Origin of the sequence: Citrobacter sp. B72 (assembly GCF_016894305.1) — a bacterium.
GTDB lineage: Bacteria > Pseudomonadota > Gammaproteobacteria > Enterobacterales > Enterobacteriaceae > Citrobacter > Citrobacter portucalensis.
This window is the reverse complement of sequence record NZ_CP069801.1, coordinates 2,874,059-2,886,083: the sequence shown is the minus strand read 5'-3', so window position 1 is coordinate 2,886,083 and position 12,025 is coordinate 2,874,059. Positions and strand designations below refer to the sequence as shown.

Sequence of the window (12,025 nt, the reverse complement as noted above, 5' to 3'; positions counted from 1 at the left end):
GCTATTCGTTTTAAGAAACTGACAATTGCTCTGGGGATGCTTTTAGTCAGTAGTTCGGTTCTGGCGCATGGTCATCATTCCCATGGTGCGCCAATGAGTGAAACAGAACAAAAGGCGTCGGAAGGGGTATTTGATGATAACCAGGTGCAGAACAGGACGCTGACCGACTGGGATGGCATGTGGCAATCTGTTTATCCGTATCTGGTCAGCGGCGAACTTGACCCAGTATTCAAAAAGAAAGCGGAGAAAGATAAAAGCAAAACGGCAGAACAAATCAAAGCGTATTACCGTACAGGCTATGCAACCAACGTAGACACTATCGGTATTGAAAATGGCGTGATGGAGTTTCATACCGGGAATCAGGTTGCATCATGTAAATACGACTACGCCGGATATAAGATCCTGTATTATAAATCAGGCAAGAAAGGTGTACGGTATCTGTTTGAGTGTAAAGCCGCTGACAGCAAAGCGCCTAAATATGTGCAATTTAGCGATCATATTATCGCTCCGCGTAAATCGAGCCACTTCCATATCTTTATGGGAAATACCTCGCAGGCAGCCTTGCTTGAAGAGATGGAAAACTGGCCTACCTATTACCCTTATCAGTTGAAGGGAGAAGAGGTTGTGGATGAGATGCTGCACCATTAATCCGGGCTAACCTTACCTGTACACACCCGTCACCAGTGGCGGGTTTTTTAATTCATAACCTTCTCTTTCCATCACCCGATGCATTCGTTAGCATATTGTATCGCAGCAAGTGCATGTGTTTTTTCAGGAAGAGGTTAACGTGTTCGCAGAGTATGGAGTTCTGAATTACTGGACGTATCTGGTGGGAGCCATTTTTATCGTGTTGGTACCGGGGCCAAATACGATATTTGTGTTGAAGAACAGCGTCGGTCGGGGAGTGAAGGGGGGGTATCTCGCCGCAAGCGGTGTGTTTATCGGTGATGCCGTGTTGATGTTTCTGGCCTATGCCGGTGTTGCCGCATTGATCAAAACAACGCCCGTTTTGTTCAACATCGTTCGCTATCTTGGCGCGTTTTATCTGCTGTACCTCGGTGCGAAGATCCTGTATGCGACACTGAAATCGAAAGCAAGCGATGCTGCGGCCGAGGAAGTCCCGTTTGGCGCTATTTTTAAGCGAGCATTAATTCTAAGCCTGACGAATCCCAAAGCTATTTTGTTTTATGTTTCGTTCTTCGTGCAGTTTATTGATGTCAATGCACCGCACTCAGGGCTGTCATTCTTTATTTTGGCCATTACGCTTGAAGTAGTGAGCTTTTTCTATCTGAGCTTCCTTATTTTCTCCGGCGCGTTCGTGACACAGTATATTCGCACGAAGAAAAAACTGGCCAAAGTGGGTAATTCCCTAATCGGCCTGATTTTCGTTGGTTTTGCCGCTCGTCTGGCCACGCTTCAGTCGTGATGCTATCGGCCCGCTGGTTGCGGCGGGCCTTCAATATGACGCTTTGCTTTTCATTTATAATTGTAGGGTTATAACCAATAAATGGTATTTTAAATGTATATTTTGAGGCGTACCCTGTGTACAGCAGCGATTCAATAAGACTCGCTGGTTGTCGACTGGAAAAGGGAAGAAAAATGCTTCAAATTCCACAGAATCATATCCATACACGCTCTACACCATTCTGGAACAAAGAAACTGCGCCTGCCGGAATTTTCGAACGCCACCTTGATAAAGGAACTCGTGCTGGGGTTTATCCACGACTTTCGGTTATGCAGGGGGCGGTCAAATATCTCGGATACGCCGATGAACACAGTCCGGAGCCAGTAGAGGTGATGGTTATTGAAGCCGGTCAGTTTGGCGTTTTTCCGCCGGAAAAATGGCATAACATCGAAGTGATGACCGACGACACTTACTTTAATATCGATTTTTTCGTTGCCCCGGAAGTTCTGATGGAGAGTGCAAATCAACGAAAAGTCGTGCGCACCGGCAAGGAGTAAATCATGGGCAAAGCAACCTATACCGTAACCGTGACCAATAACAGTAACGGTGTTTCTGTTGATTATGAAACAGAAGCGCCGATGACATTACTGGTGCCAGATGTGGCAGCTGAAGTGGTCAAAGACCTGGTCAATACCGTTCGTTCGTACGATACCGAGAATGAACATGAAGTGTGCGGATGGTAGGCGTTAATTACTCCTACTGATTGAATACACAGAATTTTAATCTAATAACCGCACTGCGTTTTGACGGCGCCGCGCGGTTTTTTTGTCTGTGTTGAGCAAGGTGATGTCCGAAAAAAGATTCCTTAAGAATACCTTAAGAAATCCGCATTGAATGCTAATTGTCGATCATTCACAGGAGTTATGATCGCAAAATAGTAACAATACAGAACTTCGCGCTTATGAAACTGAATACCCAAATTACATTCCCCACACTTATTCTAGGACTGGTCATTGTGGCGATCCCGTTCACCGCGAACTGGAATCTTCCGCTGCTTAACGGCACTGTCGTCAGATGGATCGAAAATGGGCAGGCGCTATGGCTACTGTTTGGTGCTGTATTTACCCTTGGCTATATCCGGCCTTTATCACGCCCTGAAGGCGAGAAGCAATTTTGGCTTTGGGCAGCCGTGTGGTGGTTGGTATTGCTGGGGAGAAGCACCAGTTGGGGCCGTGACTATTTCCCGGAGCAGCCTAGACTTCTGTTCAGAGCTATCTCTGTTGTAATGATTTCCATGATTATTCTGCCGGTGCTGTTGTCGAAGCGCTTACGCCTGGATATTGTCCGACGCGTGCGTAATGAACCGCTACCGCTCTGGCTGCTGGCGATCACCGCCTGCGCATTTTTGATTTCCGATACGGTAGAGCATCATCGTCTGCTGGCTCCCATCTTCCTGCACAATGTCCAATATGGCGATATGATTGAAGAATTGTACGAACTGCCGTTTATGGCTGGCCTGTTTCTGATGAACCTCGGTTTTATGCAGCGGGATATGCAGGAGGAATCTGCCTCCATCCGCTTCAGTGAACCACACCTGGTAAAGTAATGAGATAAAACCTGAGTCTGGGTATCCAGACTCAGGTGGCGAGGGTGGGGAATTACGCAATGGCCTCACATAAGCGTGATTTCATGTCGCTATACGATTGAGCGGCATACTTTTCAGCCCATCTCTGATCGCTAATGTGCTCGATATTTACGGCACAATATTTGGTTTCCGGCGTTTTCGAGATTGGATCGAGGTTATCCTGGGTCAACTCGTTGCATGCACCAATCCACCATTGATAGGTCATATACACCGTTCCGGAATTGATACGCTTGGATACATCCGCACGGCTGATGACCTTACCCCGACGCGAGCTGACCCACACCAGATCACGATGACGGATACCCAGTTTTTCGGCATCATGGGTATTGATTTGCACATATCCTGGTTCATCAGCCAACGCTTGTAACGCTGCGCAGTTACCGGTCATCGAGCGACAGGAGTAATGCCCAACTTCACGCACGGTACACAACACCAGCGGATAATTGTCATCCGGAACTTCTGCGGGCGCTCGCCACGGTGCGGCAAACAGTTTGCCTTTGCCGTTGACGGTATCAAACTGGCTGTGCGCGTAAAGGTACGGCGTACCAGGACTATCGAGATCGGGGCACGGCCACTGAACATGCCCCATTTCCCCCATTTTCTCATAGGTCACGCCGTAGAACAGCGGGCACAGCTCGCGCATCTCATCCCAGATTTGCTGGTTATTTTGATACTGCATTGGATAGCCCATTTCGCTGGCCAGCAGGCTGATAATCTCCCAGTCACGCTTTACATCACCGGTGGGTTCAATCGCTTTCTCAAAACGCTGGAAGCCACGATCGGCGCAGGTAAAGACACCGCCATGTTCGCCCCATGAGGTGGCCGGCAGGAGGACGTCGGCCATTTCTGCTGTCTTAGTCATGAAGATATCCTGCACGACGATAAAATCGAGCGCGTTAAACCCTTCGCGAACCAGGCCCAGGTCCGCCTCGGTTTGCAGCGGATCTTCTCCCATGATGTAGTAGGCTTTTATTTTGCCTTCGATAGCAAGGTGAGGAACTTCGGTGATGCGCGTTCCAACCTTGTCATCCATCTGATTAACGTCAATGCCCCATGCGCTGGCGAATTTTTCCCTGACGGCGGAATCGGTCACGTCCTGATACCCCGGGAACTGGTTAGGTAGTACCCCCATATCGCACGCTCCCTGCACGTTATTTTGCCCGCGAACGGGGCCAACGCCGACGTTAGGGCGACCCAGATTCCCGGTCAACAACGCCAGGCTCGACAAACCGCGAACCACATCAACGGCCTGACCAAACTGGGTGACGCCCATCCCCCACATTACGGTTGCCGATGGTGCTGCGGCAAATGTACGCATTGCCTGACGAACCTGCTGTGCGGGAATGCCGGTCAAATGTTCAACGGCTTCAGGCGCATAGTCCTTAACGGTTTCCCAGTATGTTTCCAACCCTTCCGCATGCTTTTGCACATACTCGCGATCGTAGAGTTGCTCTTCGATAAGAACATGACCAAAGGCATTAACCAGCGCCATGTTGCAACCGTTTTTCAACTGCAAATGTTGGTCAGCAATACGGGCGGTTTCAATACGACGTGGGTCGCAGACAATGATTTTTGCGCCATTCTGGCGAGCTTTAATCACTCGTCGGGCCACGATTGGGTGTGAGTCCGCGCAGTTATAACCAAAGATGAGCAGGCATTTTGAGTTTTCAATCTCGCTGATGGAGTTGCTCATTGCGCCATTGCCCAGCGTTTCCTGTAAACCGGCAACGGAAGGACCGTGACAGACACGGGCACAGCAGTCGACATTATTGGTATTGAGCACCCCACGGGCGAATTTTTGCATCACGTAGTTGGTCTCATTGCCTGTTCCCCGGGAGGAACCTGTCGTCATGATGGCGCGAGGACCATAGGTATTTTTGATTTCAGATAAGCGTTTAGCGGTGTAACGAATGGCTTCATCCCAGCTAACGGGCGTGAATTTGCCACCTTTTTCATAACGGATCATCGGGCGAGTCAGACGGGGAGTCAGAAGGCGGGTGTCGTTAAGAAAGTCCCAACCATAATAGCCTTTCAGGCATAACTGATTTTGGTTCGTTACACCCTCTGCGGCTTCGGCGCGGATGATTTTGTTATTTTCGACAACAAGCTTGAGCTTGCACCCGGCCCCACAGTATGGGCAAACACTGGTGATTTTTTTCATCAATAACAGACCTGTTAAATGCTGAAATAGCGCGAATTGTAGACGCAGCCGCGCGATAAGCACCGCGGACTACGATTTGTCGTAGCGACGGGTTGTTTAAGCATAAAGTGTGCCAGAAGTGAAAACCCAGCAATAACGGGGCTGACGGCAAAAGTGTTAAGCATAATGACTGACGATTCGACATTAATGACGAGGAGCGGCAAAAATTTAGCCTGCCGGTCAGCAGTCATAACCTTATGAAACATCGGAAAAAGATGAAAATATGAAGTGATGACGATCACAAATTTTAATTTTTCAGCGCTATGCTATGCTTTTATACAACGAGTGAATCGTTAATTTAAAAACATAAGTGAGGAAAATTATGGGCATTATTTCATGGGTGGTTTTCGGTCTTATCGCTGGGATTTTGGCAAAATGGATTATGCCGGGTAAAGATGGCGGCGGATTCTTTATGACCATTATCTTAGGGGTTGTCGGTGCGGTAGTGGGTGGCTGGATCAGTACCTTCTTTGGTTTTGGTAAAGTTGATGGTTTCAACTTCGGCAGTTTCGTCGTAGCGGTTATCGGTGCGATTGTGGTGTTGTTTATCTACAGAAAAATCAAAAGCTAAGTAAACATACAGACAATAGGGGCCACTGAGAAGTGGCCTTTATTTTGGTTACCACCACCCCAGTTCCGTGCCCAGAACCACGATGATCGCCACGCCAATCATAATAATCGTTGTTTTTTTCATCGTTATGCTCCCGGCGCAGCGTAGCCGCCAATAAAAAACCAGGATAAGAAAACGACAGCGGAAATGAAAATAATGACAGGGAAAATAATACCGAGTCGCATACGATTATCTACCAGAGTTATTTAAAGACGAGCCAGCATAGCAGGGCTTAATGTACGACAAAAGGGGTTTTATCCTGACGCTTTTTATCCTGATACATTGCGCTGTCTGCAAGATGAAGCGCACAGTTTACATCAGTCTCCAGCGGATCAATTTCCACCACACCCAGACTGGCACCAGGATAATACAGATGAATGTCACCCAGGTGGTAGTCACCGCAAATCTGCTGTTGCAGCTGATTTTTCACCTGCTGCAGACGCATAAGCTGATCAAGTTCATCTTCCGCTGACAGGCGAACGACTAAAAATTCGTCGCTGCCCAGTCGACCGAGAATGTCATTATCACTACATTCACGGAGCAGGCGCTGCCCAATCTGGATCAGGAACTGGTCACCAACCTCGTGGCCAAAGCGGTCATTGATCAATTTGAAATCATCCAAATCGATATAGGCGACAACTATCTTCTGCCTGAGGTGACGGGCAAGCGAAAAAAGGGTCTCCACATTTTCAAAAATTGCGCGCCGGTTCGGTAACCCGGTCAGCGCATCAGTGTAGGAGTGAGCAATCAGCGCGGCGTTCGCTTCACGTAACTGAGCAACCAGCGACTCTTTTTGAATCGACTGGGCGATCAGACCGGCAAACAGATGTAATACTTGTTCTCCACGTTGGCTCAATGCCTGCTGCTGGCGACTGGTAGCGCAGAGCGTTCCGTAAAACGTTCCGTCGGGAAGATGAACGGGAGTGCTCAGAAAGGTGGTGATGTCCAGTGCGCGAGCGGCGGTACATTCCGGCCAGCGTGCGGGCACGTTGTCACTGTACAGACAGTTTTCCTCAATAGCACGTTTGCACAGCGTTTCATCCCACGGCACGGATAGCCCTTCGGGGATCTGCATTTGGCGGCTATTACGCGCATACAGAATATGCTGCAGACGGGCATCCAGATCGACCTTGGTCAGGTAGGTCGATTCCATCTCAGTCACCATCTCCAGCATCTCCAGAAGTTGCCGAACCAGACTTTCAACAGACTGCTCCGTGGCTAAGGATTGTGAGACTCTGGCAAGGATCATGTCCGACATGAGATGTAAATGCTCCTGAGTAATGACTGGGCTGACGTTGCCCGCATGATAGAACATCAAGGTGAAAGATGAAACACGCCATCCAGCTCAGAATGTAAACATAAAATGGATAGCTGGCAGGAAAACATGGAGATAGATGGAAAGTCGGGGTAACCTGCCAGGATAAGGTTTTTAACAGGAGTAAATATGAAACTGGCATCTATTGTTTTGCCCGGCTTGCTGGTGCTGGCGGGGTGTACCACGGAACCGGAAGCGCCTGTGCCACCGAAAGTTGGCATGGCGAATCCAGCATCGGTGTATTGCGAACAAAAGGGCGGCTCGTTGATTGCGGTGCAGACTCCGCAAGGTGTTAAGTCTGACTGCAAACTACCCAACGGGGAAGTGATTGATGAATGGTCACTCTGGCGTAGAGATCATCCGGCAACGGCCAAGTAATACGCGGTCAGCATTGACGTAGCCACTCAGCGAGCACCAGCGCGTGGTTTTGCTGGGTATTCTTCGCCGCATACAGTAGCGTTAAGGTTTGCTGCTGGGCAATCTCTGCGAGGCGCTTTCCTTCCTGCTGCTGTTGGGCCAGCTCTGCGCGATATTGCTCGGAAAAGTTTGAAAAATCGATCAGTTCTGCGTGGAATGCTTTGCGCAATTCAGAAGATGGCGTCAGCGTTTTATTCCATTCGTTGAAAGCAAGGTCAGTCTTTTTTATCCCGCGTGGCCACAACCGGTCGACTAACACGCGATAACCATCGCTTTTTTCTGCCGGGTCATACACGCGTTTACACTGAATCTTCATCTCTTCATCCGCTCCTTTCAGCTACCGCTCAGGTATTGCTCATCGATTTTATTATGGTTAAATAAGATCGTAAAACGTGACCATTATAGCATTTTGCCCACCCTGACTCCCAATTTAAGGGATTGTGATACCACTAAAAAGTCGGTAGGCTGAGGCTCCTTATGCTGTCCCTTATTGTCAGGACACAAGGAAAGCTTAATGGAAATTTCCCCAATTAAAGATACGCTTCGCATTGCGCTGGTGGGTGATTATAGCCCCGATATTGTGGCGCACCAGGCTATTCCCCTTGCTATCGATGATGCTGCCGCCGTCCTGGAATTGGTGGCTGATTATGACTGGCTAACTACATCTGATATCAACAGCAGTGAGGACTTGATTGGCTATGATGCCATCTGGGTCGTTCCAGGCAGTCCATATCGCCATCTTGAAGGGGCGCTGATAGCGATACGCTACGCGCGTGAAAACAGCATCCCATTCCTGGGTACCTGCGGCGGCTTTCAACATGCGATTCTGGAGTACGCCCGCAACGTGCTGGGTTGGCGCGACGCCGCCCACGCCGAGACTGACACCACGGGTCGGATGGTGATAGCACCATTGACCTGCTCGCTGGTAGAAAAAACGGATGATATTGAGCTGCGGGCCAATACGCTGATTGCCAAAGCCTACGGGCGGGATGTTATCACCGAGGGATATCACTGCAACTATGGCGTATCGGAGGATTTTGCCGCCGAGCTTGAAAGCGGCGATCTTCGGGTGACCGGTTGGGATGAGGCTGGTGATATTCGTGCCATTGAGCTGGTGACGCATCCATTTTATGTTGGCACACTCTTTCAGCATGAACGTGGCGCGCTGGCGGGTAAACCCGTGCCGTTAGTCCAGGCGATGCTGCGCGCCGCGCGCGGATAAAAAAACGGGCAGGTTGTCCACGGACCTGCCCTGTGCATTATGCGCTCGCGATCTCCCGATTACGCCCCGCGCACAGACCAAATACCGCCATCAGCATCGCTAACACGGCGACACCCGCTAATGGAATCAGCCAGCTATCGTTGAGGTCGTGAATTTTCCCCATCAGCGGTGGTCCGCAGGCCGCCAGTAAATATCCGACAGACTGTGCCATGCCGGAGAGGGCCGCAGCCTGATGCGCTGAGCTTGCGCGCAGGCCAATAAAGGTCAAGCCGAGGATCATCGTCGCGCCTGAGCCAAAGCCAAACAGGATGGTCCATAGCAATGCCTGGTCGGGCATTATGGCGAATCCCGCCGCGCCGACGGCGCACATTAATGAAACCAGAGCGGCGATGGCGCGCTGATCCTTAAATCTGTTCAGGACGAGAGGAATCAATAATCCCGGCGCGGCGGTCGCCAGCTGCAGTAAACCATGCAGCGAACCGGCCTGCGCCTCGCTGTAGCCGTGGCTGATCAAAATGGCGGGCAGCCAGCCGATGATGACGTAGTAGATAAGCGAATTGATCCCCAGAAACAGCGTCACCTGCCAGGCGAGGCTGGAGCGCCAGATCGCGCGGGAATGCAGAGCGCGCGAGTTGCTCAAGCTGGCATTGGCCGTCTGGCGGCATTGGGGTAACCAGATGATCAGTGCCAGTAGCGGAAAGGCCATCAGTACCATCAGCGCACCGCGCCAGCCAAACCCGTTCAACGCCAGCGGTACCACAATGGCGGAACCCAGTGCCGCTGCCGCGCCCATGGTCAGCGAGTATGCGCCAGTGAGTTTCGCCACATGCTGAGCAAAATCACGCTTAATCAGTCCGGGTAAAAGCACATTTCCCAAGGCGATTCCGCAACCAATGATCGCGGTGCCGCTAAACAGGAACCCTGGTGAAGGCAGCGAACGTATCACAATACCCGCGCAAATGAGTAGCATAGCGACAAACAGGCTGCGTTCGATACCCCAACGGCGCGCAACGGCAGCAGCCAGAGGTGAAACCAGTGCGAAAGCCAGCAGTGGCAGCGTGGTCAGAAGCCCCGTCTGGGCGGTACTCAGACCGTAGTCGGCGCGAATTGCATCCAGTAACGGGGCTGCACCGGTAAAGGTGACGCGCAATGTGGTGGCAATCATCAGGATCCCCGCGATCAGCAATGCTGCGCTCTTGCCACGGGAGGAAGGTGTATTTGTCATTTTTTTCTCATATAGTCAGGCGAGGCGATACCTTAGCGTTTTTACTCAATGGATGAATCAAGCTAAAATGACAGTTTATCGCTTAAATCGGACATTTTTATGTTAGGACTGAGGCTGGATGGATACGAACCCGATCTTCACCACGATGCGGCGGTGGCGTTTTGTATTCAGGCCCGGGAAGATGAACTTTTCAGTCCGTTGCATCAGCACCGTAAAGGCCAGTTGATTCTGGCATTGCATGGCGCGATCACCTGTGAGGTTGAGAATGCTATGTGGATGGTGCCCCCGCAATATGCGGTGTGGATCCCCGGTGAAATTCCACACAGCAACCACGTTACCGTTGGCGCGCAATTGTGCTTTTTGTTTATTGAGCCGCAGGCCGTCGTGATGCCCGATCGTTGCTGCACGCTGAAAATTGCTCCGTTGTGCCGGGAGCTTATTCTGGCGCTGGCATCTAAAACGGATGCCCAACGGCTGGAGCCGGCAACCCAGCGGCTGACGCAAGTGTTGTTTGATGAACTGCCGCAGCAACCCCAGGAGCAAATGCAGTTGCCGGTTTCCGATCACCCGAAAATTCGCAGAATGGTCGCAACGATGGCGAGAGAGCCTGCACAATGGCAGACGTTGGGACAATGGGCCAGCGTATTTGCGATGAGTGAACGTAACCTTGCTCGCCTGGTCGTCAAAGAAACGGGGTTGAGTTTTCGCCGCTGGCGTCACCAGCTCCAGCTGATTCTGGCGCTGCAGGCGTTAATTGATGGTCGCAATGTACAACAGGTCGCGCAAATGCTCGGGTACGATTCGACCACGGCATTTATCACTATGTTCAAAAAAGGCCTGGGACAGACACCAGGCCGTTATCTGAACGGGCTGGCTACTGCTTCCCAACAATCAATGAGACCAGACCTGCCGCAATAAGCGGCCCCACTGGCACACCACGAAACAGCGCCACGCCCAGTACCGTGCCCACCAGTAAACCAGCAACAAGCTGAGGCTGACTACCCATTAGCGTAACGCCGCGTCCGCCAAGCCAGGAGACAAATACCCCAACGGCAATAGCAACCAGTGATTTCCAGTTCACAAAGGAGTGGATGAGCGTGGAGGGCGGTAACGTTCCGCTGGCGATCGGCGCCATGACGCCAATGGTCAGAATTATAATCCCGACGGTCAGGCCCTGTTTTTCAATCCAGGGAAAGAAGGTATTCAGTGGGGTAACACGGACTATGATCAGCACCAGAATTGAAACAGCGACAGTGGTGTTGTGGCTGACAAAGCCCAGAGCTGCCAGTCCGAGCAGGATCAGCAGAGTGACATCAAACATCGTAGTTTCCTTGCCAAAAGAAAAAATAAGCCTGCTTACTGTACGCGTAAATGCGTGACGGAACAGGCTTTTTTTAATGATTATGATTTTTTTGGGCTAACGCACGAAGCGATGTTTTTTACTGCTAACTTGTGCAGTTATTGTTCTCTGCGGAACGGGATTAATTCTGGTTGCGCGATGCGCAGGTAATCTGCGGTATCCATGATCACGGATTTTTCCAGCATTCCGGCATTGAACGCAATTTCATTAAAACGCTCAAACAACAGCGGGTCGGCGACCAGCTTGAGGTTCGGATGAAAACTAAACGGTGGGATAGCACCAAATACGCAGCCAGTCAGTTCATCTACCTCCGCCGGGCTGGCAAGTGACGCTCTCAACCCGCCAATATGGCTGGCCAACAGGCTCAGGTCGGCCTGCTGATCGGCAGAGAGGATCGCCAGAACATGCTGATTGACGCCGTTGCCTTTTACTTTGCAGACCAGCGCTTTTGCACCCTGACCCAGTGCGGTACCGCGAATTTCAGAGACAGCTTCACATTTGCCTACGGCTTCATGGCTGACTACGCGGTAGGTCGCACCGTGTTCTGACAACAGGGAGATTAAACGCTGGTGCGTTGCGTTTCCTTTGTTTACTTCCGTCATGACTTACTCCTGGTACAACAATGA

The 12,025-nt window shown here is 50.8% G+C and carries 16 protein-coding genes and 1 pseudogene; 9 read left to right on the top strand and 8 right to left on the bottom strand.

The genetic code is table 11. The features are described 5' to 3' along the window. The first annotated feature begins 36 nt into the window (after positions 1-36). The 5 genes from zinT to JQN59_RS13765 all read left to right on the top strand — a co-directional run bounded on the left by zinT (position 37) and on the right by JQN59_RS13765 (position 3,011). Positions 37-648: a metal-binding protein ZinT gene (gene zinT, locus JQN59_RS13785; protein WP_239484227.1), complete on the top strand. Its 612-nt coding sequence runs from the start codon at positions 37-39 to the stop codon at positions 646-648. 139 nt (positions 649-787) lie between these two features. Then, on the top strand, positions 788-1,426 hold the full coding sequence (gene leuE, locus JQN59_RS13780; RefSeq protein WP_048227040.1) for a leucine efflux protein LeuE: 639 nt from the start codon (positions 788-790) through the stop codon (positions 1,424-1,426). A 173-nt stretch (positions 1,427-1,599) separates the two neighbouring features. Beyond that, a complete protein-coding gene (gene yeaR / locus JQN59_RS13775; protein ID WP_003030735.1) occupies positions 1,600-1,962 on the top strand; it encodes a DUF1971 domain-containing protein YeaR in 363 nt (120 codons plus the stop codon). A gap of 3 nt (positions 1,963-1,965) precedes the next feature. Next, positions 1,966-2,148: a DUF1869 domain-containing protein gene (locus JQN59_RS13770; RefSeq protein ID WP_003832433.1), complete on the top strand. Its 183-nt coding sequence runs from the start codon at positions 1,966-1,968 to the stop codon at positions 2,146-2,148. A gap of 218 nt (positions 2,149-2,366) precedes the next feature. Next, positions 2,367-3,011: a hypothetical protein gene (locus JQN59_RS13765; RefSeq protein WP_149608236.1), complete on the top strand. Its 645-nt coding sequence runs from the start codon at positions 2,367-2,369 to the stop codon at positions 3,009-3,011. A 52-nt stretch (positions 3,012-3,063) separates the two neighbouring features. On the opposite strand, the gene fdhF is transcribed toward JQN59_RS13765, so the two are convergent. Then, complete coding sequence (gene fdhF, locus JQN59_RS13760) at positions 3,064-5,211, bottom strand: formate dehydrogenase subunit alpha (protein ID WP_149608237.1); 2,148 nt, start codon at positions 5,209-5,211, stop codon at positions 3,064-3,066. A 361-nt stretch (positions 5,212-5,572) separates the two neighbouring features. Here fdhF and JQN59_RS13755 point away from each other — a divergent pair, with 361 nt between their 5' ends. Further along, positions 5,573-5,821: a GlsB/YeaQ/YmgE family stress response membrane protein gene (locus JQN59_RS13755; protein WP_003832440.1), complete on the top strand. Its 249-nt coding sequence runs from the start codon at positions 5,573-5,575 to the stop codon at positions 5,819-5,821. Between the two features lie 48 nt (positions 5,822-5,869). Here JQN59_RS13755 and yoaJ read toward each other — a convergent pair whose 3' ends face one another. Genes yoaJ through JQN59_RS13740 form a run of 3 tightly spaced genes read right to left on the bottom strand, consistent with a single transcriptional unit; the run spans position 5,870 to position 7,118 of the window. Beyond that, a complete protein-coding gene (gene yoaJ / locus JQN59_RS13750) occupies positions 5,870-5,944 on the bottom strand; it encodes a protein YoaJ (protein ID WP_095533175.1) in 75 nt (24 codons plus the stop codon). A 2-nt stretch (positions 5,945-5,946) separates the two neighbouring features. Beyond that, positions 5,947-6,045 carry a YoaK family small membrane protein gene (locus tag JQN59_RS13745; RefSeq protein WP_032941789.1) on the bottom strand — a complete coding sequence of 33 codons (99 nt, stop codon included), beginning with the start codon at positions 6,043-6,045 and terminating at the stop codon, positions 5,947-5,949. 47 nt (positions 6,046-6,092) lie between these two features. Next, the gene (locus JQN59_RS13740) at positions 6,093-7,118 is read right to left on the bottom strand and encodes a sensor domain-containing diguanylate cyclase (RefSeq protein WP_149608238.1); all 1,026 of its coding nucleotides are present in this window, start codon (positions 7,116-7,118) and stop codon (positions 6,093-6,095) included. Positions 7,119-7,304: 186 nt separating this feature from the next. Here JQN59_RS13740 and JQN59_RS13735 point away from each other — a divergent pair, with 186 nt between their 5' ends. Further along, positions 7,305-7,553: a putative hemolysin gene (locus tag JQN59_RS13735; protein ID WP_048214378.1), complete on the top strand. Its 249-nt coding sequence runs from the start codon at positions 7,305-7,307 to the stop codon at positions 7,551-7,553. Positions 7,554-7,560: 7 nt separating this feature from the next. On the opposite strand, the gene JQN59_RS13730 is transcribed toward JQN59_RS13735, so the two are convergent. Then, the gene (locus JQN59_RS13730) at positions 7,561-7,908 is read right to left on the bottom strand and encodes a DUF488 domain-containing protein (protein WP_111465759.1); all 348 of its coding nucleotides are present in this window, start codon (positions 7,906-7,908) and stop codon (positions 7,561-7,563) included. Between the two features lie 198 nt (positions 7,909-8,106). Here JQN59_RS13730 and JQN59_RS13725 point away from each other — a divergent pair, with 198 nt between their 5' ends. Beyond that, positions 8,107-8,814 carry a CTP synthase C-terminal region-related (seleno)protein gene (locus JQN59_RS13725; RefSeq protein WP_048214377.1) on the top strand — a complete coding sequence of 236 codons (708 nt, stop codon included), beginning with the start codon at positions 8,107-8,109 and terminating at the stop codon, positions 8,812-8,814. Between the two features lie 37 nt (positions 8,815-8,851). Here JQN59_RS13725 and JQN59_RS13720 read toward each other — a convergent pair whose 3' ends face one another. After that, the gene (locus JQN59_RS13720) at positions 8,852-10,039 is read right to left on the bottom strand and encodes a CynX/NimT family MFS transporter (RefSeq protein ID WP_048214376.1); all 1,188 of its coding nucleotides are present in this window, start codon (positions 10,037-10,039) and stop codon (positions 8,852-8,854) included. A 99-nt stretch (positions 10,040-10,138) separates the two neighbouring features. On the opposite strand from JQN59_RS13720, the pseudogene JQN59_RS13715 reads away from it, so the two are divergent. Beyond that, a pseudogene (locus tag JQN59_RS13715) lies at positions 10,139-10,937 on the top strand (AraC family transcriptional regulator). Here JQN59_RS13715 and JQN59_RS13710 read toward each other — a convergent pair. Both JQN59_RS13710 and JQN59_RS13705 read right to left on the bottom strand, forming a co-directional pair. After that, positions 10,914-11,360 carry a DUF441 domain-containing protein gene (locus tag JQN59_RS13710; RefSeq protein WP_003832453.1) on the bottom strand — a complete coding sequence of 149 codons (447 nt, stop codon included), beginning with the start codon at positions 11,358-11,360 and terminating at the stop codon, positions 10,914-10,916. The pseudogene JQN59_RS13715 and the gene JQN59_RS13710 overlap by 24 nt on opposite strands. Positions 11,361-11,497: 137 nt before the next feature. Then, on the bottom strand, positions 11,498-12,001 hold the full coding sequence (locus JQN59_RS13705) for a YbaK/prolyl-tRNA synthetase associated domain-containing protein (protein ID WP_032943105.1): 504 nt from the start codon (positions 11,999-12,001) through the stop codon (positions 11,498-11,500). Positions 12,002-12,025 lie beyond the last annotated feature (24 nt).